The sequence below is a fragment of the Aquificaceae bacterium genome, assembly GCA_037722135.1.
In the GTDB taxonomy this organism is placed as follows: domain Bacteria; phylum Aquificota; class Aquificia; order Aquificales; family Aquificaceae; genus Pampinifervens; species Pampinifervens sericum.
Window position 1 is genome coordinate 1 of the sequence record JBBKAW010000080.1, and the last position, 21,834, is coordinate 21,834.

General features: G+C 44.3%; 23 protein-coding genes and 1 tRNA gene. 9 read left to right on the forward strand and 15 right to left on the reverse strand.

Annotation, left to right across the window (positions count from 1 at the left end; translation table 11 throughout):
• Positions 1-59: 59 nt before the first annotated feature.
• Complete coding sequence (gene guaB / locus WKI49_05600; GenBank protein MEJ7621965.1) at positions 60-1,517, forward strand: IMP dehydrogenase; 1,458 nt, start codon at positions 60-62, stop codon at positions 1,515-1,517.
• Here the strand turns inward: guaB and queA are convergent, their stop codons facing one another.
• The 6 genes from queA to WKI49_05630 form a co-directional block, all read right to left on the reverse strand.
• Positions 1,518-2,522 (reverse strand): tRNA preQ1(34) S-adenosylmethionine ribosyltransferase-isomerase QueA, encoded by a 1,005-nt coding sequence (gene queA, locus WKI49_05605; protein ID MEJ7621966.1) that lies wholly within the window; start codon positions 2,520-2,522, stop codon positions 1,518-1,520.
• Positions 2,519-2,971, reverse strand: a complete 453-nt coding sequence (dut, locus tag WKI49_05610) for a dUTP diphosphatase (protein ID MEJ7621967.1) — start codon at positions 2,969-2,971, stop codon at positions 2,519-2,521. The genes queA and dut overlap by 4 nt, the downstream gene beginning before the upstream one ends.
• Positions 2,972-2,982: 11 nt before the next feature.
• Positions 2,983-3,054 (reverse strand) — tRNA-Thr (locus WKI49_05615).
• A complete protein-coding gene (locus WKI49_05620; GenBank protein MEJ7621968.1) occupies positions 3,045-5,123 on the reverse strand; it encodes a polyribonucleotide nucleotidyltransferase in 2,079 nt (692 codons plus the stop codon). Before WKI49_05620 ends, WKI49_05615 begins: the two co-directional genes overlap by 10 nt.
• Positions 5,120-5,392, reverse strand: a complete 273-nt coding sequence (rpsO, locus tag WKI49_05625) for a 30S ribosomal protein S15 (GenBank protein ID MEJ7621969.1) — start codon at positions 5,390-5,392, stop codon at positions 5,120-5,122. Before rpsO ends, WKI49_05620 begins: the two co-directional genes overlap by 4 nt.
• A gap of 41 nt (positions 5,393-5,433) precedes the next feature.
• On the reverse strand, positions 5,434-5,739 hold the full coding sequence (locus WKI49_05630; GenBank protein MEJ7621970.1) for a dephospho-CoA kinase: 306 nt from the start codon (positions 5,737-5,739) through the stop codon (positions 5,434-5,436).
• A 16-nt stretch (positions 5,740-5,755) separates the two neighbouring features.
• Between WKI49_05630 and rnr the strand changes: the two genes are divergently transcribed.
• On the forward strand, positions 5,756-7,840 hold the full coding sequence (gene rnr, locus WKI49_05635; GenBank protein ID MEJ7621971.1) for a ribonuclease R: 2,085 nt from the start codon (positions 5,756-5,758) through the stop codon (positions 7,838-7,840).
• A gap of 39 nt (positions 7,841-7,879) precedes the next feature.
• Here rnr and WKI49_05640 read toward each other — a convergent pair whose 3' ends face one another.
• From WKI49_05640 to WKI49_05670, 7 genes are read right to left on the reverse strand one after another with little or no spacing between them, the layout of a single operon-like run.
• Positions 7,880-9,613 (reverse strand): bifunctional 3'-5' exonuclease/DNA polymerase, encoded by a 1,734-nt coding sequence (locus WKI49_05640; protein ID MEJ7621972.1) that lies wholly within the window; start codon positions 9,611-9,613, stop codon positions 7,880-7,882.
• Entirely contained in the window at positions 9,597-10,082 is a 486-nt protein-coding gene (locus WKI49_05645; protein MEJ7621973.1) for an N-acetyltransferase, read from the reverse strand. The genes WKI49_05640 and WKI49_05645 overlap by 17 nt, the downstream gene beginning before the upstream one ends.
• Positions 10,076-10,207, reverse strand: a complete 132-nt coding sequence (locus WKI49_05650; GenBank protein MEJ7621974.1) for a hypothetical protein — start codon at positions 10,205-10,207, stop codon at positions 10,076-10,078. The genes WKI49_05645 and WKI49_05650 overlap by 7 nt, the downstream gene beginning before the upstream one ends.
• Entirely contained in the window at positions 10,204-11,499 is a 1,296-nt protein-coding gene (gene aroA / locus WKI49_05655) for a 3-phosphoshikimate 1-carboxyvinyltransferase (protein MEJ7621975.1), read from the reverse strand. Before aroA ends, WKI49_05650 begins: the two co-directional genes overlap by 4 nt.
• Positions 11,500-11,503: 4 nt before the next feature.
• Entirely contained in the window at positions 11,504-12,256 is a 753-nt protein-coding gene (locus tag WKI49_05660; GenBank protein MEJ7621976.1) for a sulfite exporter TauE/SafE family protein, read from the reverse strand.
• Positions 12,257-12,877 carry a nitroreductase family protein gene (locus tag WKI49_05665; protein ID MEJ7621977.1) on the reverse strand — a complete coding sequence of 207 codons (621 nt, stop codon included), beginning with the start codon at positions 12,875-12,877 and terminating at the stop codon, positions 12,257-12,259.
• A complete protein-coding gene (locus WKI49_05670) occupies positions 12,874-13,452 on the reverse strand; it encodes an NAD(P)H-dependent oxidoreductase (GenBank protein ID MEJ7621978.1) in 579 nt (192 codons plus the stop codon). The genes WKI49_05665 and WKI49_05670 overlap by 4 nt, the downstream gene beginning before the upstream one ends.
• Before the next feature lie 39 nt (positions 13,453-13,491).
• Between WKI49_05670 and WKI49_05675 the strand changes: the two genes are divergently transcribed.
• Positions 13,492-14,013: a gamma carbonic anhydrase family protein gene (locus WKI49_05675; GenBank protein MEJ7621979.1), complete on the forward strand. Its 522-nt coding sequence runs from the start codon at positions 13,492-13,494 to the stop codon at positions 14,011-14,013.
• Here the strand turns inward: WKI49_05675 and WKI49_05680 are convergent.
• Entirely contained in the window at positions 13,997-14,827 is an 831-nt protein-coding gene (locus WKI49_05680) for a DMT family transporter (protein ID MEJ7621980.1), read from the reverse strand. The genes WKI49_05675 and WKI49_05680 overlap by 17 nt on opposite strands.
• 20 nt (positions 14,828-14,847) lie before the next feature.
• Here WKI49_05680 and WKI49_05685 point away from each other — a divergent pair, with 20 nt between their 5' ends.
• Genes WKI49_05685 through WKI49_05710 form a run of 6 tightly spaced genes read left to right on the forward strand, consistent with a single transcriptional unit; the run spans position 14,848 to position 20,837 of the window.
• Positions 14,848-15,972 (forward strand): alanine--glyoxylate aminotransferase family protein, encoded by a 1,125-nt coding sequence (locus WKI49_05685; GenBank protein MEJ7621981.1) that lies wholly within the window; start codon positions 14,848-14,850, stop codon positions 15,970-15,972.
• Positions 15,966-16,601 (forward strand): histidine phosphatase family protein, encoded by a 636-nt coding sequence (locus WKI49_05690; protein MEJ7621982.1) that lies wholly within the window; start codon positions 15,966-15,968, stop codon positions 16,599-16,601. Before WKI49_05685 ends, WKI49_05690 begins: the two co-directional genes overlap by 7 nt.
• Positions 16,576-19,116 carry a tetratricopeptide repeat protein gene (locus WKI49_05695; protein ID MEJ7621983.1) on the forward strand — a complete coding sequence of 847 codons (2,541 nt, stop codon included), beginning with the start codon at positions 16,576-16,578 and terminating at the stop codon, positions 19,114-19,116. Before WKI49_05690 ends, WKI49_05695 begins: the two co-directional genes overlap by 26 nt.
• A 1-nt stretch (position 19,117) precedes the next feature.
• Complete coding sequence (locus WKI49_05700) at positions 19,118-19,732, forward strand: MotA/TolQ/ExbB proton channel family protein (GenBank protein MEJ7621984.1); 615 nt, start codon at positions 19,118-19,120, stop codon at positions 19,730-19,732.
• Positions 19,729-20,121, forward strand: a complete 393-nt coding sequence (locus tag WKI49_05705; protein ID MEJ7621985.1) for a biopolymer transporter ExbD — start codon at positions 19,729-19,731, stop codon at positions 20,119-20,121. Before WKI49_05700 ends, WKI49_05705 begins: the two co-directional genes overlap by 4 nt.
• The gene (locus tag WKI49_05710) at positions 20,112-20,837 is read left to right on the forward strand and encodes a YdcF family protein (GenBank protein MEJ7621986.1); all 726 of its coding nucleotides are present in this window, start codon (positions 20,112-20,114) and stop codon (positions 20,835-20,837) included. The genes WKI49_05705 and WKI49_05710 overlap by 10 nt, the downstream gene beginning before the upstream one ends.
• Here the strand turns inward: WKI49_05710 and WKI49_05715 are convergent.
• Positions 20,805-21,806 carry a bifunctional oligoribonuclease/PAP phosphatase NrnA gene (locus tag WKI49_05715; GenBank protein ID MEJ7621987.1) on the reverse strand — a complete coding sequence of 334 codons (1,002 nt, stop codon included), beginning with the start codon at positions 21,804-21,806 and terminating at the stop codon, positions 20,805-20,807. The two genes, WKI49_05710 and WKI49_05715, sit on opposite strands and share 33 nt — an antisense overlap.
• Positions 21,807-21,834 lie beyond the last annotated feature (28 nt).

Genomic DNA, 21,834 nt, shown 5'->3' on the forward strand with positions numbered 1-21,834 from the left:
GTTGCTTTGCGATAGCCAGACACTTCCCTACTGTGTGCTAAGTTTGATATAATACATACATGGAAATCTTTGACGCTTATACCTTTGATGACCTACTTTTAGTTCCCCAGTATTCTGAAGTTTTGCCCCATGAGGTGGACGTTTCCACCTGGCTCACAAAGAAGATAAGGCTTAACATACCCATCGTATCCGCTGCAATGGATACGGTAACAGAGTCTCGCCTTGCTATAGCACTTGCCAGAGAAGGTGGCATTGGCATAATACACAGAAACCTCTCCATAGAGGAGCAAGCCCAAGAGGTGGAAAAGGTAAAAAAGTCCGAAAGTGGTATGATACTCCAGCCCGTGACTGTAAAGCCAGATACTACTGTCAAGCAAGCTTTAGAGATAATGGAAAGATACAGGATATCTGGTGTGCCGGTTGTGGACGACGAGAACAAATTAGTTGGCATTCTTACCAACAGAGACCTAAGGTTCATAAAGTCTACCGATTACGACAAGCCTGTTTCTCTTTTTATGACCTCTGAGAACCTCGTAGTGGCTCAGGAAAGGGTTACCCTTGAGGAAGCCACAGAGATACTACAAAGGCACAAGGTGGAAAAGCTCCCCATAGTGGACAAAGAGGGTAAGCTCGTGGGTCTTATTACCATAAAGGATATAACCAAGAGGAAAAAGTATCCAAACGCTTGTAAGGATGAGTTTGGAAGGCTCAGGGTAGGTGCGGCGGTTGGAACAGGTCCAGATACCATGGAAAGGGTTTCCGCTCTTGTCTCTGTAGGTGTGGATGTGATAGCGGTTGACACTGCGCACGGGCATTCAAAGAGGGTTATAGAAACGGTGGAAAAGATAAAGTCTCATTACTCAGACCTGCAGGTTATTGCGGGTAATGTGGCAACAAAGGAGGCAACCCTTGACCTTATAAGGGCTGGTGCGGATGCCATAAAGGTGGGCGTTGGTCCTGGGTCTATATGCACCACGCGTATAGTGGCAGGAGTAGGTGTTCCTCAGCTTACTGCCATAAGGTGGGCTTACGAAGTGGCAAGAGAATACGGTGTTCCCATAATAGCGGATGGTGGCATAAAGTATTCTGGGGATATTGTCAAAGCCTTAGCTATGGGTGCAAGCTCTGTGATGCTTGGAAACCTTTTGGCAGGCACGGAGGAATCTCCTGGAGAGACCGTCTACTATCAAGGTAGAGCTTATAAGGTATACAGAGGTATGGGTTCTTTGGGTGCTATGATGAGTAGGAGGAGTGCGGACAGATACGGACAGGAAAAACTTGAGAAGTTTGTCCCAGAGGGTATAGAGGGCAGAGTGCCATACAGAGGGAGGCTTAGCGATGTTATATACCAGCTTGTGGGGGGTCTTAGGTCTGGAATGGGCTATGTGGGTGCAAGGAACCTTGAGGAGCTCCGTCAAAAAGCAAAGTTTGTCCGTATAACATGGGCTGGCTACAGAGAGTCTCACGTGCATGACGTGCAGATAACGAAGGAAGCTCCCAACTACTGGGTGGAGTAGTTAGAGCACCAACATCCCATCTCCATAGCTGTAAAACCTATACCTTTCTCTTACCGCCTCTTTGTAAGCCTGAAGGATAAACTCTCTACCTCCAAAGGCACACACAAGGAAAAGGAGCGAAGACTTGGGAAGATGGAAGTTCGTAATTAGTGCGTCCACCACTTTAAAGCTATAACCCGGGTATATATATAGGTCTGTCCAGCCTTCAAAGGGTTCAAAACCTGCTGTTTCCAAAGCTCTTACAACAGTTGTGCCAACCGCTACAACCTTGTTTCCTCTCTCTTTTGTTTCCTTTATTAGCCTAATTGTATCCTCTGAAACTTTAACATACTCAGGGTCAACTCTGTGTAGCTCCACTTCCGAAACCTTTACTGGCTTAAAAGTCCCATAGGATACATGAAGGGTTATAAAGGTTTTCTTGATGCCAAACTCCTCTAACCTCTGCAATAACTCCTCTGAAAAATGAAGACTTGCGGTAGGTGCTGCCACAGAGCCTTCCACTTGAGCGAACACTGTCTGGTAATAGACCCTGTCTATGGGTTCTTCTTCCCTTTTGAGATAGGGTGGTATGGGAATTTTTCCATACTTATCAAGAGCTTTTATTGGGTCTTGTGCTAAGAGTTTTACTTTGAACTTTCCTCCCTCTACGTGTTCTAACACTTCTATTTGTAAGTCATCCCCTACGTGGATTATAAGACCTTCCTTTATACCTTTGCCTCCTATTAGGGCATACCACTCTTCTTTGTTTACAAAATCTGTTAGCAAGACTTCCACCTTGCCACCAGTGGGTTTTCTGCCATAAAGCCTTGCAGGCAGGACCTTTGAATTGTTAAAAACTAAGAGGTCTCCCCTATTGAGATATAAGGGTAAGTTCCAAAAAATGTCGTGCCTTATGCTTTTTTCCTTCCTGTTTAAGACCATAAGCCTTGCTTTATGTCTTGGCTCTACAGGATACTTAGCTATTAGCTCCTCAGGAAGCTCATAGTCAAAGTCTTCTACTTTCATTCCAGTATCCTATAACCCGTTGAACCAAAGCCTCCCTCAGACCTACGGGTGGTGCTAAGCTCTTCCACTTCTTCCAGCTCCACCCTTACCACTGGGCATATAACCATCTGTGCTATCCTGTCTCCTCTGTTTATTACAAAGTCTTCTTCCCCAAGGTTTATAAGAATTACCTTTATCTCTCCTCTGTAGTCCGCATCTATGGTGCCGGGCGTATTTAGAAGGGTTATGCCATGTTTTATGGCTAAACCGCTCCTGGGTCTTATTTGGGCTTCGTAGCCTGGCGGTATTTCAACTGCAATGCCCGTAGGAATAAGTGCTCTCTGCATGGGCTTTAGGATTACTGGCTCGTAGACTGCAGAAAGCAAGTCCATACCAGAGGCATATTCTGTGGCATAAAAGGGTAGTGGTAGTCCTTCTGCGTGCGGAAGTCTTTTTACCTTTATCTTCATAGCCTTCTCCAAGCCGGCGGTGGGATTTGAACCCACGACCTAGGCATTACGAGTGCCTCGCTCTGCCGCTGAGCTACGCCGGCTCTGTTATACCAATGTTGGTAAGCTTAGGTCTTCCTTGCTCATCCAGTTCAAGCACCTTCACCAATATCTCGTCACCAATGCTAAAGCAAGCCCTCACATCTTTGACGTAGCCTTCCATCTTGCTTACATGAAGCAGTCCCACTTTGCCGGGCAATATCTCCACAAAGACTCCATAGGGTTCAACCCTTGTAACCTTACCCTTATAGACCTTACCTACTTCCACTTCCGCTATGAGGTTCTGTATAGCCTTTTTAACTTCTTCTATGGCTTCTTTTGAGCGAGAGGTTAGGGAAACCCTTCCACCCTCGTGCACCCAAACAGACACGCCCATTTTGTCTCTAAACTCTCTAACGTTTCTTCCACCTGGTCCTATCACTAATAGTGCCTTATCCTCTGGTATTGTGATTATCTCTATCTTAGGTGCATAAGGAGACACTTCCTTTCTTGGTTCAGGTATGGCTTCATACATTTTTTCCAAGATATACAGCCTTCCTTCCTTTGCCTGCTTGAGGGCTTCCTTCATTATCTCTTTTTTAAGACCCTTTATCTTTATGTCCATCTGGACGCTTGTTATACCGTCCCTTGTTCCAGCCACTTTAAAGTCCATATCTCCAAGCTGGTCTTCGTCCCCCAGTATGTCAGAAAGTATAACGTATCTTTCTCCTTCCATTATAAGCCCCATAGCTATACCAGCTACGTGCTTTTTGAGAGGCACACCCGCATCAAAGAGAGCCAGAGAGCCAGCACAAACAGTTGCCATGGAAGTAGAACCATTTGACTCAAGGATGTTAGAGACCACCCTTATAATGTAGGGAAATTCTGTCTCCGGTGGTATAAGTGGCTCTATAGCCCTTTCCGCCAAGGCACCGTGTCCTATTTCTCTTCTTCTTGGTGGACCCCATGGTTTGGCTTCGCCAGTGGAGAAGGGTGGGAAGTTGTAGTGGAGCATAAACCTTTTGAAGGTTTCACCCTCATATATGCTTTCCACCATTTGAGCTTCTTCTGGTGAACCCAAAGTGACTGTGGCAAAAGCCTGAGTTTGCCCCCTTGTGAATATGGCACTGCCATGAGGTCTTTCAAAGGGATGAACCTGTATGCTTATGGGTCTTATGTCCTTGGGACCTCTTCCATCTATGCGTTTGCCTTCTTGTAGAACTTGTCTTCTCATCAGCTTGCTTATGAGCTTTTTATAGTTGTAGGAGAGCTTAAAGTGTAGGTCCTCTGGAACTTGATATACTTCTATAAACTCCTTGAGTATATTGGACTGGAAGGTTTTCCTCTCCCTTTTATCTAATATACCAAAGGACTGGATTATCTTTGGAGTGCAGAATTCTTCAAGTTGTTTTTGAAGCTCTTGCGGAAGCTCCATACCTTCAAAAGAAACCTTTGGAACTCCGACCCTTTCCCTTAGCTCCTCCTGAGCTCTTATAAGGTCTTGTATGGCGGAAAGTCCAAAGTATAGAGCTTCTGCCAAAGTATCCTCATCCACCTCCTTTGCACCACCCTCCACCATCACTATGGCATCCTTGCTTCCTGCCATAACTATTTCAAGGTCCGCCCTCTGCCTTTCCTCATAAGTGGGATTTGCAAAAAACTTCCCATCTATCCTGCAGACCCTCACTCCTGCTATTGGACCATCAAAGGGTATACGAGATATATGCAAGGCAGCGGAAGCCCCAGTTATGGCAAGCACATCTGGGTCATATTTGTCATCCGCAGAGAGAGTAAGTGCAGTGATTATCACATCATGGAAAAAGCCCTCTGGGAGCATAGGTCTTATGGGTCTGTCTATAACCCTTGAAACAAGAATCTCTCTCTCTGTAGGCTTTCCTTCTCTTTTTACAAAACCCCCCGGTATCTTACCCCAGGCGGAAGACTGCTCCCTATAGTCTACCGACAGAGGAACAAAGTCTATACCCTGCACAGGTTCTTCGGACATAACCGCAGTAACCAGCACTGCGGTATCACCTTGACGCACCACAACCGCACCGTCTGCCAGCTTTGCATAAAGACCAGTCTCTATAAAAATCTCCGAATCTCCCACTTTTGCACTTACCCTCTCCATCATCTCACCTTCAACCCAAGTCTTTCTACCACCTCTAAGTATTTCTTATAGTCCTTCTCTTTGAGATATTCAAGATGTTTTCTCCTCGCATGTATAAGAGCTATAAGACCACGTCTTGAATGTATGTCCTTTTTGTGCTTTTTGAGATGCTCTGTAAGTCTGTTTATACGCTCTGTAAGTATGGCTATCTGCACCTCCGGTGAACCCGTATCTTTTTCATGCCTTTGAAAGTTTCTTATAAGCTCTTCCTTTAACGCCTTTGGTAACGCCATCTTTTTTCCTCCTTAGTTTCTTCAAAAGATATTATTATATCTCAACCACCGCCATATTCGCTCTGGTCTATTTCCATGAGGAACTCTTCCACCATGTCCTTTATAAGCTTTGCAGTCTCTTGGAGAGGGTTGTCAAGGTAATAGTTAAAAAGCTCTATCTTCCTCTCGTGTGCATGTTCCTGGTCTGTGTAGTATCTAAGGAGCAGGTAGGGCACCTTAAAGTGGTGGTCAAAGTCAGGCTCATCAGGAGTTTTGACTTCGTATTCCACATCAAGACCACCAAGCGTTTCCTCAAGAATTCTTTTAAGCTCATCAATTTTTGCACTGTAAATTTTCCAATCTTTCATGTTTAAATATTTTACAATGGAAGGGGTTCCTATAGAGGATAAAATCCTAAACCTTATAAAGAACAGCAAGAAGCCTCTTAGCTTTGAGGAAATATTCAGAAAGCTTGGACTTGACAAAAAGGGAAGGAAACGTCTCAAGAAGGCACTAAGGTCTCTTAGAAAGTCTGGTAAGGTCCTTCTGCAAAAGGGCAAGTATACTTACGCGGAGGAGGAGATAGTAAGCGGAAAAGTGATAGCCTACCCTGCAGGCTTTGGCTTTTTGCAAATAGGAGAAGGTAAAAAGGATATATACATACCTCCCTTTGAGATGATGAGGCTCTTTGCGGGTGATGTGGTAAAGGCGAAGGTGGTGGAATATAAGGGTAAAAAGGAGATAAGGGTTCTCAGAGTTCTAAAGAGGGCAAAAAAGGAAATAGTCTGCAAGCTCCATAAAAGGAAAAAGTCCTGTCTTGGTATGCCTGTGGACGAAAACCAGCATCAAACCATACTCCTTGAAGGAAACAAGTGTCAAGACTTAAAGGATGGCACACTTGTGGTTGTGGAGATAAAGAAGTTTCCTACAAGGGAAAATCCGGCGGTAGGTAGAATAAAGGAAGTGCTCGGTCATCCCGAGGATAAAAACCTCGTTATAGAGGTGCTTATAAGAAAGTATAACCTGCCAACCTCATATCCTGAAGAGGTTCTAAGAGAAGTGGAAAGCATCCAAGTGGACTTGGAAAAGGAGCTAAGAAGGAGGAAAGACCTAAGAGACCAGCTATGTTTTACCATAGACCCAGAGAGGGCTAAGGACTTTGATGATGCGGTTGCCATAGAAAAAACTCCCGAGGGATATAGGCTTTGGGTTCACATTGCGGATGTTTCCTACTTTGTTAAGGAAGGTTCTGCAACAGATAAAGAAGCTTTCAAAAGAGGTTTTACCTTTTACCTGCCTGACAGGGCATTACATATGCTTCCAGAAAGGCTTGCAGGTGACCTTTGTAGCCTTAGACCCAACGAAGACAGACTTGCCTTTACCTGCGAGATGCACTTTGACCGAAAGGGTAACCTTTTGGAGTATGACATATACGAAAGTGTCATAAGGAGCAAGGCAAGGCTAACCTATAACGAAGCCCTAAGGCTCATAGTGGGTGATCCCTCTCTTGAGAACAAATACCCACAACTCGTTGAAGCTCTTAGGCTCATGGAAGACCTCTACAGAATACTCTCAAGGATGAGGTGGGAGAGGGGAAGTATAGACTTTGACCTGCCAGAGGCGGAGCTTGTGGTGGATGAATTTGGCGAGCCTGTTGCCCTTATGCCCTATGAGAGACATGTGGCTCATAGGATAATAGAGCAGTTCATGGTCTCTGCAAACGAAACGGTAGCTATGCATCTTGAAAACATGGGATATCCTTGCCTTTACAGAGTTCATGAAAAGCCAGACCCTCAAAAGGTGGAAAACCTTCTTGAAATTCTTGCGGGGCTTGGCTATAAGGTGAAAAAGCCTTCATTAAGTCCCAAGTTTTTCCAAAAGATAATAGAGGACTTTGAGGGGCGTCCAGAGGAAAACCTGGTGAGGTTTTTGACCCTCAGAAGCATGAAAAGGGCTCATTACTCTCCTCATAACCTTGGACATTTTGGTCTTGCATCAGAGCATTACGCTCACTTTACCTCACCCATAAGAAGATATCCAGACATAATAGTTCATAGACTTCTTAAAAAGGCTCTAAGGGGTGAGGATATAGACTATGAAAAGACCCTTGAGTATCTTGAGATGGCAGGCGTGCACCTTTCACAGCAAGAAAGACTTGCGGAGGAGGTAGAAAGAGAAGCCATAGACAGGCTAAAGGTGCGCTTCATGAAGGCTCACATCGGCAAGGAATTTGAAGGTATCATAACCGGCGTTGTTTCCTTTGGTATATTTGTGGAGGTGCAAGAATACCTTGTGGAGGGACTTGTAAGTATAACAAACCTCAAGGAAGACCAATACATATACGATGAGCCAGCTCACAGGCTTGTGGGTGTAAATACTGGCAAGGTGTATAGACTTGGAGATAGGGTAAGGGTTAAGGTAGTGGGTGTGGACGAAGACAGAGCAAGGCTTGAACTTGTTTTGGTTTAGAGAAACCCGCTTTAAAAACTAACGTCATGTTTAATAATTTTAATCCTTTTCCCACCTCTTGTTTATAGAAACTTCCACTTCAACTGGAACACGCTTTAGCACTATCTTGCCCGCATGTTTCATCGCCCTTTCTAAAAGCTCCTTGACCCTTTCCGCTACCCTTTCTTCACATTCCACCAAAATTTCGTCATGCACAAGGTTAACCACATTAGCCTTAAGGTTTTCCCTTCTGAGCTCTGCGTTAAACATAAGGACAGAAAGTTTAAGAAGGTCTGCACCCGTGCCTTGTATAGGGTAGTTAACTGCATCTGGAAAGGTATGAGCTATGTAGGGTCTTCCAAGCAGTGTATACCCTCTTGATTCTTTGAACTCTTTTAGCTCCTTTTTTACCCTTTCGTGCCATGCTCTTATGGTAGTGTAGTATCCAAAAAAGCTCTCTCTTATTTTCTCTGCGTTTTCAAGAGAGAGGTCTACTCCGTATGTCTTTGCATACTCCACAAGACCCTTTGCGGATATGCCGTATATGAGACCAAAGTTTACCGCCTTTGCAAGCTGACGCTCTTCCTTTGTTATCTGGTCTTCTGGTTTGCCCAAAAAGACGCTTGCGGTGTAGCGGTGAAGGTCTTTGCCTTCAATGAATGCCTGAATCATCTTTTCCTCCCCCACGTATTCGCTTGCTATCCTTAGCTCAATCTGAGAAAAGTCCGCTATAACGAAGGTTTTGCCTTCTTCTGCCTTGAAGATGCTCCTGAGATTTCTTGGTATGTTTTGCACGTTTGGGTTCATGCTCGCCATCCTGCCGGTTATAGCACCTATTTGTTTAAACTCAGGATATACCCTGTTGCCCTTAAGTTTTTCTTTTATCTCTTGGAGTTTTTCTATAGTCTTTTTTAAAGCTCTTATTTCAAGAAGTTCGGAAACCACAGGATGTAGAGAATACTCCGCCAAAGCCTTATCATCGGTAGAAACATTACCCTTTTCTGTTTTTGGAAGGTCAAGACCAAAACGTTTTGTGAGAAGGTCTCCCACTTGCTTAGGAGACATAGGGTCTGTCCTGTAGCGAAACATAAAGTCCATAACCTTTTTCTGGAGTAGCTTTTCCTGTTCCTTTAACTTTTTCTCCAACTCTTCTCTGTCCACTGGTATACCCACCATCTCTAACTTTGCGGTCTCTTGCACAAAAGCCATCTCCACTATGGCAACTGGATTGGTAAGCCCGAAGACCTTTGAAGTTCTCGTCTTTAGCAGAATCTCTTCCCTGTGAGTTTGTTCATTGAGTTTTTCAAGAAAAAGATAAAAAAGGTCTCTCACCACCTTAACGTCCAAGGCAGCATACTCAAGCTGTTCCTTTCCGAGAAAAGGTTGTCCCCAGTTTGATGCCTGAAGCCCCTTGTCCAAAACCTGCCCCAAATAGTGCATGGCAACTTTTTGAAGGGAGTGCTTATCTGTATTCCCAAGAAGTTGGCTCGCTATCATGGTATCAAAGACCGCATAAGGTTCTATTCCATAGGCGTATAGATATTTAAGGTCAAACTTCAAATTATGTCCCACTATACCTCTTTCAGAAAGCAGTTCTTTTAGGAAAAGCACGCCCTCCTGACCAAGCTCAAAAAGGTCCAGTATGAATATATCTTCCTTACCTCCCACTTGAGCGAGTCTTATTTTGTCACCAGAGACCTCTGTGTCAAAAAACAGGTATCTTTCCCCCTTGAGGTGCTCGTATACACCAGCAAGCCTTTCCTTTGATGTTATATAACTAAACTTTGGCATCATGCTTTAGACTAACCTTTTCAAGGTCTATCCACATGGCTATCTCATCGCAGGAAGGAAATTTAACACAGTTTATGCACTCGCCCCAGACCTTGTGAGGTAGTTTTATCTTCTCTACTTCTTCAAAGTTTAGCTTTGAGAAAAAGTCATGAGCGTAGGTGAGGACAAAGACCCTTTTAACACCGAGCTCTTCCGCCTCTTTCAAACACGCCTCCACAAGCATAGTGCCTATGCCCCTACCCTTATGCTCTTCGCTTACCGCAAGGCTCTTTATCTCCGCAAGGTCTTCCCAGACTATATGGAGACTCGCACAACCTATAAGATTGCCACCCTCTTCACAGACCCAAAAATCCCTTATGTTCTCGTATATGGAGTTAAGGCTTCTGGGAAGTAAGATGCCTTCCTTGGCATAATGGTTTATCAGGTTATATATCTCTCCTGCGTCCTTTAACTTTGCCTTTCTAATCACCATTCGAAGCTCTGAACCACTATGTATCCTTGCTTGCCCGCCTCTTCCAGAAAGCCTTTACTGGCAAAGTCGGTAGCCTTTACCCAAAAGACCGCTCGCATCTTGGAAAGAAGCTCTTCCACCGTCATCCCTTTATAATATAGTCAAGGTCTTTGTAGAAGTTTGGATAAGAAACCGCAACGCAGGCAGGTTCATCTATCACAGTTTCTCCCTCCGCCACGAGCCCCGCTATGGAAAAAGCCATGGCTATCCTATGGTCTTTGTAGGTCTTTATGGTAGCACCCTTGAGGTTTTCAACGCCCTCTATCTCAAAGCCATCTTCAAACTCCTGAACTTTTGCACCCATAGACCTAAGGTTTTCAACCACTGCCCTTATACGGTCGCTCTCTTTTACGCGAAGCTCCTGAGCACCCCTTACCACAGACCTTCCTTCCGCAAGAGCCATAACCACTGCCAAAATAGGAAGCTCATCTATCATAGAAGGCACCTCTTCTGGCAAAACCTCCACACCCTTTAGTCTTCCACTATACCTAACGTAAAGGTCCGCTACTGGCTCCCCAGATAGCTCCCTTAGGTTTTCATACCTTATGTCCGCTCCCATCTGTCTGAGTTTTCTAAAAAAGCCATCCCTTGTAGGATTTACAAGGACATCTTTTAGGACAAGCTCCGAGCCTTCAAGAAGGCAAGCCAAAGCGATAAAAAAGCTCGCAGAGGATGGGTCCGCAGGACAGAATATCTCAGTAGCTTTAAGGCTTTGCCCTCCCGTGAGCTTTACCACATGACCCTCCTGCCCCTCTAACTGAATAATCTCCACACCAAAGGCTCTTAACATTCTTTCTGTATGGTCTCTTGAAAGGACAGGCTCTAAAACCTCCGTGTATCCTTCCGCCCTTAGCCCTGCAAGCAAAAGGGCAGACTTTACCTGTGCGGATGCCTTTCTATTAAAGAAGGAAATACCCCTTAACTTACCACCTCTTATGCACACAGGAAGTTTGTTTCCCTTTTCCCTTCCATCAAGAAAGGCTCCCATCTGTCTGAGAGGCTCTACAACCCTTAGCATAGGTCTTTGCCTTAGGCTTTCATCCCCCGTTATGACACTGAAAAAGTCTTGAGTGGCTAACACCCCCATCATAAGCCTTGCGGTAGTGCCAGAGTTTTTGGCATCAAGCACCTCAAGTGGCTCACGAAACTGATATCCCCTTCCAATTACCCTTAGGTTCTTTCCCTTTCTCTTTACTTCCACGCCAAGTTTTTTTACTATATCTAAGGTTGCCTTTGTATCTTCGGAAGCTAACCACTCTTTTATGTGGCTTTCACCTTCTGCTATGGCAGAGAATATTACCGCCCTATGGGATATGGACTTGTCTGAAGGAACTCTTAGCTCGCCTTTTGCCTTTTTTGCCCTTCTTAGTTTAAGCATATGACTATTCTACCAAAAGCAGGTAAATTCCTATGAAAAGCCCCCACACTATTACAAAGAACCTTACCACCTTTGGCTTAAACCTTTGAGAGATTTTTGCTCCTGCATATCCACCAAGAGCAAAGCCCGGCATCATAAAAAGTGCGTAAGCCCAACTTACCTTACCACTAAATATGAAAATAATAGCACCAAGGAGGTTTATAGAAAAGCCAAGAAGGTTTTTTAGCCCATTTGCAGTGTGTATGTGATGCACTCCAGAAAGCGTTAGGCTTGCCAGCATCATTATGCCTATGCCTGCACCAAAGTAACTTCCATATACGCCGGTTATAAACTGGAGGAAAAGAGGCAAAAGCAAAGGAAGGTTTTTCTCTTGAATTACAAACTTAGCCAAAAATCTTCGTATGACCTCGCTAAAGGCAAGCATAAAGACCGCAAAGAATATGAGAAAGGGCACTATGGACTTAAAGGTTTGAGAGGGTGTTTTTATTAAAAGCACCGCACCCACTACCGCACCTACAGTAGAAGAGATAAGAAAAGGCAGAATAAGACTTTTTACCTCCTGTATCCTTTTCCTAAAGCCAAAAGCACCAGAAAGGGAGCCTACCCAGAGAGCCACTGTATTTGTTATGTTGGCAACCACTGGGTCAAGCCCAAGCCACAGGAGAGTGGGAAAGGTAATAAGCGTCCCACCACCTGCAACTGAGTTTATAGCTCCTGCCAAAAAGGCAGAGCAAAAGGACAAAAGAAAGTATTCCATTTAGACTATCTTTCCAAACTCCTCAAACTTAAACCTGTAAGCCCTTGGCAAAAGCTCTTTGGATGGGTCTTTGTATCCTATGGCTATTATCATAGGCACTACCTTGTGGTCTTCTATTTGCAAGAATTCCTTAAGCCTTGCCTCGTCGTAGCCTTCCATGGGATGGGTTTCAAGCCCGCAGGCTCTGGCAGTTATCATTATAGTCATACCGAAAAGGGCTGTGTCTCTAACTGCTTTTCTGGAGGCTCTTTGAGGGTCTTGCCAACCTGCTATAATTTGGCTTTTTAGACTCTCTTTTGCCTCTGGCTTTATATAGCCCAGCTCTTCCCAGCTTTGCAAAACTCTGTCCACATGCTCAAAGCCTGCCCTTGTGTTGGCAATAAGCACTATGTTAGCACTGGCATCTTCCACCTTTTGTTGGTTATAGCATATTTCCCTTAGCCTCTTCTTTTTCTCCTTATCCTTTACCACTATAACTTCCCATGGTTGAAGGTTGTAGCCAGAGGGTGCGGTTGCGGAAAGCTCAAGTATCTCCTTTATTATTTCATCTGGCACATCTCTCGCTGGGTCAAAGAAGGTAATAGACCTCCTTTCTGTGATTAACCTTAAACATTCCTTCATAGCACTTCCTCCAGCTGTTTTTTGACCTTGTCTAACATGGCTTTCCTTTCGTCGTCGCTTACGTATGGCACTGCATACAGGAAAAGATGTCTTATTACTTCAATGCCACAGAACTTGAAAATGCCAATATCCGTGGTCTTTATTAGACACTCCTCCATGCCTGAGGGTCTATAGTCAAGCTCAGAAGCTCCAAGGGTGTTTATTATGAAAGCTTTTTTGTCAGAGAGAAGTCCAACAAGCTCTCCATCTCTCTCTTCGTAAGCAAAACCGTAGCTAAAAACCCTATCTATGTAGCCCTTTAGGATTGCAGGCATGCCTGTCCACCATATGGGATATATAAAGACCAAAAGTTTTGCATCTTTTATTATCTCCTGCTCCCTTCTTATGTCCTCTGGCACGCCACCCGATAGAAAGGTTTCAAAATCCCTTGCGGACAAGACAGGATTAAACTCAAGGGCATATAGGTCTCTCAAGCTGTATTGAACACCCTTGGCGGACAAAGTCTCAAGGACAACTTCTTTTATAGCCTTGTTGAAGCTCTTTGGGTTTGGATGGGCGTAGATTACACATACCATCTTATACCTCCTTTGTCTGAAAGACTATAAAATAATGGTATGGCAATAGTTAAGCCTTACAAGGATAAGTATCCTGTAATACATCCCTCTGTGTTTCTTGCGGAGAACTCCACAGTTATAGGAGATGTGGAGATAGGAGAGGACTCTTCTGTTTGGTATGGGACGGTGATAAGGGGTGATGTGAACTACATACGCATAGGAAGAGGGACAAACATTCAAGATAACTCTGTGGTTCACGTCACACACGATACACACCCTACGCTGATAGGAGACTTTGTCACTGTGGGACACAGAGTGATACTGCATGGCTGTAAGATAGGAAACTATGTGCTTATAGGTATGGGTGCGGTGGTGATGGATGGTGTGGAGATTGAGGATTATGTGCTTGTGGGTGCTGGTGCACTGCTAACGCCTAACAAGAAATTCCCTTCTGGCGTTTTGGTGGCAGGCTTTCCAGCCAAGGTGGTGAGAGACCTAAAAGAAGAGGAGATAAGGCTTATAGAAGAGTCTGCCAAAAACTACATAAGCTACAAGAACTCCTACCTTAGCCAAAAGCCATAAGAAGATTACCCACTATCATAAGAAAAGCAGGAAGGACTATGCCCCTTGTCTCCTCTTTTAAAAACACCCTTCCATAAAAGATAGCGACCAATAGAGATAGCCTCTCCGCAGATGCCACATAGGGAGAGAGGGTAAGCAAAAGTGCAAGGTTATACAGAATATCTCCAATGGCAAAGAATAATCCAAGAAGGGGTATCTCCCAGTGCTTGTAGTTTTCCTTTTTGATAATTTGGGAAGGCTTTACAAAAACCAAAGTGCCAAAACTCATGCAGAGGGCATAAAACCAGCTAAAGAAAAAGCTGTTGCTTTCTATTATAGATGCCTTGCCTATAACCACATTAAAGCCAAAAAAGATGGTGGAAAGTAGCATATAGATAACTCCCCTGTTTTTCTTGAAAAATTCTTTTGGTGAAAAACCTACAAGAATTAAAGTAGCGAAGATTACCAAAGACATACCCAGCATACCCATAGGAGAAGGCTCTTCGGAAAGAATAAGCCAGCCAAAAAGGGCAGAGAAGACAGGCATAAAGGAGTAAAAGGACATGGCAACGGAAAGGGGTGCATACTTTAAACCCTTGATGAAAAGCACGCCACCGAGGACTTCAAGAGGAAGCCAAATTAGGGCATAGGTCAAAACCTTTATATTAAAGTCCCAGTAGAGGATGCCAAGAGGCGTGAGAAGGAAAAAGGCTATGGGAAATCTAACCCATAGGGTGAAGTTTTCATCCAAGCCTTTAATCAAAAGCCTTTTGCTAAAGTAATCGTTTGTCCCCCAGAAGAGGGAAGATAGCAAAGCCAGAGATACTCCAAGCATTTAGGGTAAAATATTCTACCATGCGTCATGAAAGAATTTTCACACCTGGTCCTGTAGAGCTTCCCGAAAGGGTAAGAGAAGTCCTTGGAAAACAGATAATCCATCACAGGACAGAGGAGTTTAAAAACGCTTTCCTTGAGGTAAGAGAGCTCTTTAAAAGGCTTTTGGATGAGCCATCGGACAATTTTGTTTTCTTTGCCTCCTCTGGCACTGGAGCGATGGAGTCTGCCATACTTAGCTTTTTCAAAGAGGGCGATAAGGTTCTTGTGATAAACGGTGGAAAGTTTGGTGAAAGGTGGCTAAAGCTCGCTCAACACTGGGGTTTAAGACCTATAGAATACAAGGTAGAGTGGGGCAAATCCGCAGACCCAGAGAGGGTAAGAGAGCTCCTAAGGGAAAACCCAGAGTGCAAGGGTGTGCTCTTTCAGGTTTCAGAAACTTCCACTGGGGCATACCATCCAGCACCCGAGATAGGTAAGGTTTGCAAAGAGTTTAACGCCCTGTGTGTGGCGGACGCCATAACAGCACTGGGTGTCTATCATATAAAACCCTCCGAATGGAGCCTTGATGTGATAGTGGGTGGCTCTCAAAAGGGCTTTTTGCTTCCTCCTGGTCTTTCTGTGCTTTGGTTTTCCGAACGTGCAAAAGAAAGCCTTGTGGATAGAGCCTTCTACTTTAGCGTAAAGAGAGAGCTTTCTAAACAAAAGGAAGGTCAGACCGCATGGACGCCTGCCATAAGTTTAATCCTTGCCATGAGAGAGTCTCTACTTATGCTACTTGAAGAAGGCATGGAGAAGGTTGAAAAAAGACATAAAGCACTTTCAGAGGGAACTATAAGGGCATTGGAGACCTTGGGTCTAAGGAAATTTGCGGAAAAGCCATCCCTTTCTGTAAGTGCCATATATTCCGAAAGGTCAGAGGATATAAGAAAGGAGCTTTTAAAACTTGGTATTAGAGTGGCAGGGGGGCAAGACAGTCTAAAGGGTAAAATATTCCGCATATCCCACATGGGCGTAGACCCAAAGGACGGTCTTATGCTTATTGGTATGCTTGAAGTAGTCCTCAAAAGGCTCGGCTTTAGCGTGGAGCTTGGAGAAGGAGTGAAGACCTACAGTCAAACCCTTATGGAACACAAAATATGGTAAGGCTATACATAATAAGGCATGCAGAGAGCGAATGGAATCCCATTGGCAGATATCAGGGGCTTCTTGACCCAGAGCTTTCAGAAAGGGGCAAGGCACAAGCCAAAAGACTGGGAGAACACTTTCAAAGCATTGAGCTACATGCCATCTACTCCTCTCCTTTGAAAAGGACTCTACAGACCGCACAGGAAGTGGCAAAGAGAAAAGGGCTTGAGATAATAGAGGATAGAAGAATTATAGAGATAGACCACGGTGTATGGTCAGGGCTCTTGGTGGAAGAGGTCCAAAAAAGGTTTCCAGAGCAGTTCAGACAGTGGCTGGAAGAGCCTCACAAGGTGAGCTTTGAAGGTGGCGAGAGCCTTCAGCAGGTATATGAGAGGGTAAAGGATTTTCTTGAGGAGATGAGGGAAAGACACTGGGGACAGACTATAGCCTTAGTATCTCATACAGTGCCTATAAGAGCCATCTACTGTGCACTCCTTAAGGTAGACCTTTCTAAGTTTTGGTCCTTTGGCTGTGATAATGCCAGCTACTCTCTGGTCCATATGGAAAAGGATAGAAATGTTATAATGAGGCTTAATATAACATGCCACTTAGGAGATTTGTATGTGGAAGCCCATAAGGCTCTTTAGCCTTTTGCTTTTGGTGGTTTTTGCTTTAGCCCAGCAGATAAGCAAAGAGTTTGACATAAATGTGGAGCTTACAGGCAAGGTCTTTGAAGAAAAGCCCAAACTCATACCACCGGAAAAACTTCCTATGCCACAAACAAGGGAGCTTGACCTTTCTTCTGAGCTTCTTGAAGTGCCCAAGTTTATGGAGTTTGCTCCAGTCAAGCCTGTGGAAAAGGGTGGTGGCATAAGCTGTGGAGAGCCAAAGGATGCACTTTCCTATAGGCTCGGAGTGGACTACTATCTAAAAGGCAGATACTCCTTAGCGGAAGAGGAGCTTTCAAAGGTAGTTCTTATTCCTAACTCTCCCTTTAAGCCTATGGCGGAGTATGTCTTGGGGATTATAGCTTACTCAAAGGACCAAAAACCTAAAGCCCTTGAGCTTTTCAAAAGCTCTTGTGAGTTTTCCCACATGTATCAAAAGCCTGCATGCGAAGCTTACTACGCCTTGCATTTTATCCTCAGAGGCTCTGTGCCAGAAAATAGGGATGGGCTTTGGCAAGCGGTAAAAAGCATTAAGGAAGGTAGAATGCAAGAGCCAGACTGCAGTAATGCGGTCTTTTCTCAGTATTGTGGCTATGTAGCGGATTTTGTAAGGGGACAAGAAAACGTCCTATATAAAGATAGCACTACTCTAAGGTCTGCAATAGTTAGATATTTTTCTGGCAACCTACAGGGAGCAAAGGAAACCTTTTCCCTATACTCCGCACCGGGTAGTCCATATAGAGACATAGCTCTTTATTATCTTGCCCTTATAGAATACAAGGAAGGTAAGGGAGAAGAAGCTTTCAGGTATGCAGGTATATTAGAGAGCCTTAACCAGAGACTTGCCAGCGAACTATACGCTCTATTGTCAGAGAAGGACGTATACCTTTCAAGACTTACTTATACCATCACGAAAAATCCCCACTTTTTAGAAAAGGCAGGCATAATAGCCTACAATGCGGGAGACTACTCTCTTGCCCTTCTTAATTTTCTTGAGGCGGGGAACGTAAGGTATGCGGTTTATTCAGCGGTTAAGATGGGAGACTACAGAAGGGTTATAAGCCTTTTGGAAAACAAGAAGGGCAAGGACAAAGAAGACTACATGTGGCTTCTTGAAGCCCTTTATTGGACCAACGGGGACTTAAACCCTGTAATTTCTGAAGTATCAAAGCTTTACCCCGACCTCGCAAGGGAGTTTTCAGGTTGGGAGAGGTTCAGGAGAGGAGATTGGCTTGGAGCTTTGGGCTTTTTTGAAGACCCATACTACAGGGCTATAGCTCTATACAACCTAAAAAGATACAAGGAGGTCATAAGCCTTCTTCAGGGAAAAACAGACCAAAGGTCAAACATACTAAAGGCTCGCTCCGCACTTATGATGGGGGATGCAAGGCTGGCAAGGAGTTTCCTCACAGAGAGGTCGGACGAAGAGCTATATCTGTTGGGAATGTCCTACTTCTTAGAAGGTGAATATCAAAGAGCGGTTTCTTTCTTTGGAAGAGTTTCGGATAAAAGTCCACTAAAGGCAAAAGCCTTGCTTAGGATGGGTGATGCCTATTACAATGCTGGAAATGTAGAAAAGGCAAAGGAGAGCTATTACGAGGTCTTGAAGAGGTATCCAGACAGTGAAGAGGCTAAGCAGGCAACCCTGTCTCTGTTTGAGTTTTCTGGTAAGGGAATAAGCGACGAAGAACTGGAAAAGCTCCTTGTCAATTACATGCAAAGGGAGAAAAACCCACAACCTGAGGTAATCTACCAGTATGCATCCCTCTTGGCAAGAAAGGGAGACAAAAGGGGAGCGGAAAGGGAGCTCTTAAAACTTCTTGACACACCCCTTAGGTTTAAAGCCATACTTAAGATGGCGGAGATGGAAGAAGACCCTGCCAAAAAACTGGTGCTATACTACAAGGTATACAAGGAAGCGGAACTTCAAGAGGATAGGGCTAAGGCAAGAGAGGAGCTTATAAAGCTATATACTTCAGCGAGGGACACAAAAAGTGTAGCGGACTTGCTTGCGGAGGGAGATGCCCAAGATAAGGTTAAGGCTGTAGGTTTATACATATCCCTAAGGGACATACCTTCCGCACTTTCCCTTTCTCGTGAGCTCATAAATGCAGGCTACAGAAGCAGAGACTTTGAAAAGTATCTTATAGACCTATACAGACAGTCAGGCGAAACAGACCTGCTAAGCTACGTGCTAAGAAGCCCAGACAAAACCTTACGAGGAGAAGCTCTATTTCTTCTGGGTCTTGATAGTCTCAAAAAGGGCGATAAGAAAAAGGCTCTTGAAAACTTCGTAGAGATATCCCTTAATTACAAGGAAGAACCATACTACAATCAAGCTGTGTTGGAAGGAGCTAAAATACTCATAGAGCTGGGTGCAAGGAGAGATGCAAGCTGTATGTTAGAGAGGTTTGACCTAAGCAGGGCAAAACCAGAAGAGGTAAACCTATACAATAGGCTCAGAAGAGGATTACCAAAATGTGAGGTGAGGTAGCATGGAAGGACTTTTTGAGCTACTTCAAAAGGGTGGGCTTGCCATGTATCCTCTTATTTTTCTTTCTGTAGTCTCTTGGGCTGTAATAGTGGAACGCATATTTCATCTTCGTTCTTCTTCCTACATAGGCAGGTCTGTAAGAGACCTAAAACCTCTCATTGCAAGTGGAGACATAGATGGAGCTCTAAAACTCCTTTCTACAGAAAATTCCTTTACCGCAAACCTACTCAGGGACATGCTACAAGGATACAAGGAGGGAAAGCTTAGAAAGGAAGACATGATAAAAAGCCTTGATTTTGAGCTTTCCCTTTTAGTGCCAAAGATTGAGAAGAACCTGCCACTGCTATCTACTATCGCAAGCGTTGCACCCCTTATTGGTCTTTTTGGCACTATAACTGGTCTTATAAAGGTTTTTTCTGCCTTTGCCACTGCAGACCCAGAGCAGGCAATGGTTCTCCTTTCAAAAGGTATAAGTGAAGCTCTTGTCGCCGCAGCTACAGGTCTTGCGGTTGCCATACCAGCCCTCGTTGCCTATTGGCTCTTTAGAATATGGGGAAACAGCATACTTAACAGGATAGAGTCTGAGGTTTTTGAAGTTTTAAAGGTGCTAAGATGAGAAGGAGGAGGCTTAGCTACGACGAGAGGACTTATATAGATGTAGTTCCCTTAGTGGATACCCTTCTTGCGGTCTTTCTCTTTCTTGCGGTTATTGCCTTCCAATCACCAGTGACCTTTCTTGCAGTAAAGCTTCCCTTCGCAAAAGAGGGTGAAAAGATAAGCCTTGAGGTTTTTAGAGTTCAAGTTTTAAAAGATGGAAGGTATCAAGTAGGTGGTAGGGATATTAGCCTTGAGGAGATAGAAGCACTCCTTCAAGAGAAAAAGCCAAAGACCTTAGTGATAGAAGCGGACGAGGATACTCCTCACAAGCATGTGGTTGCTCTTATGGATATGGGTAAACGCAACCAAGTGGAAAACGTGCTTATAGGTGTTAGAACATGGAGATGAGTTTTTTTCTTAAAAAGCTATTAGGCTTTATAATTCTACCTCCAGCCATTTTTATTCTTTTGTTCTTGCTTATTGCGTTCCTTTCCAAGAGAAAGCTAATTAGCCTTCTTGCTTTTCTTGGAGCTTTTGGGCTTTATCTGCTATCTGTAGAGCCCGTTAAGGACATGCTATACAAACCTTTGGAAGAAGCTTACCCTGTCCCAAAAGAAGTGCAGGCGGACGTTCTTGTAGTCCTTGGAGGAGGCTCATACAATACCGGTATTCTCAAAGAAGACTCCATGAAAAGACTTCTCACAGGTTTTATACTTCACAAAAGATATGGACTACCTATAATCCTCTCGGGTGGTGCAAGCATAGGGAAACTTCCCGAGGCTGAAATAATGAAACAGCTCCTTGAAGAGCTCGGCGTGGACAAGAGTAAGATATTTACCGAGGTTAGAAGCAGAGACACCCTTGAAAATGCCAAGTATGTGAAAGAGATATGCGAAAAGCACAACTTCCGAAGAGTAGTTCTTATAACCTCCGCCTATCATATGCCAAGAGCTGTGGAAACCTTTAAGAAAGTAGGCTTGGAAGTTATACCTTATCCTACCGATTTCAAGCAGGACAAGAGATACAACCTATATAGCTTTATTCCTAAAATGAGTGTCCTCAACGACAGCTACAAGGCTCTCAGAGAGCACTTAGGCGGTTTGGCTTACAGCATGCTTTATTAAACCCTCTTTTTCAAGCCCTTCTCTTATGGCACTAAGTAGTTTTTCAAGAGCGGATTCGTAGCTATCAGCCTTAATCTTACAACCAGATGCATACTTGTGCCCTCCACCACCAAGAGCTTCCGCTATCTTTGCCACGTCCACTTTTCCCTTAGACCTAAGGGAAACCTTCCACACACCCTCTTCAGGCTTTTCTATAATGGCGTAAGCCACTTCCACCCCTTCCAAGGACCTTGGGTAGCTCACAAGTCCTTCGCTGTCTGAATACTCACAACCAGTTTCTTTAAAGAACCTGTCAAATATGGTTATACCTGCAACAAGACCATCTTCATGAAGAGACAGAGTGTCAAGCACCTTTGATATCAGCCTCATCTTGTTTAAGCTCTCTCTTTCCGCAAAGTTCACATAAGTCCAATGAGGCTCAGCTCCAAGCTCAACGAGCTCCTTTGCCAGTTGGAAGGTTTCTGCGGTGGTATTGGAATACTTGAAAAAGCCCGTGTCTGTGGCAAGCCCAGCATAGAGGTTTTGGGCTATATCCTTGTCTATGGCAGACCTATCCCAAGCACAAAGAAGTCTGTATATCAAAGCTGTGGTTGATGGTGCGGATGGGTCTATGTAGTCATACTCTCCGTAAAAGTCTCCTCCTATATGGTGGTCTATACGCACCTTTCTTAGAGCCTTTACCTCCGCATTAATCCTGTAAAAGCCACTGGCATCCACTACGATGGCAAGGCTAAAGACCTCATTAACTGGAAGCAGAACTACATCACCAGCTCCTGGAAGAAAGTCCAGAAAGTGTGGCACTTTATCCTTACAACCCACAATAACCTTCTTACCCTTTTTCTTTAGAAAAAGGTATAAGGCAAGAGCACTTCCCAATGTATCCGCATCTGGGTTTTCGTGGCTGGCTATGAGAATAGTTCCCTCTTCTCTCTTTAGAAGTTCTATAAGTGGTATACTTTGTTCAAACATGGCTTTCCTCCTACAGTAGATTATACTT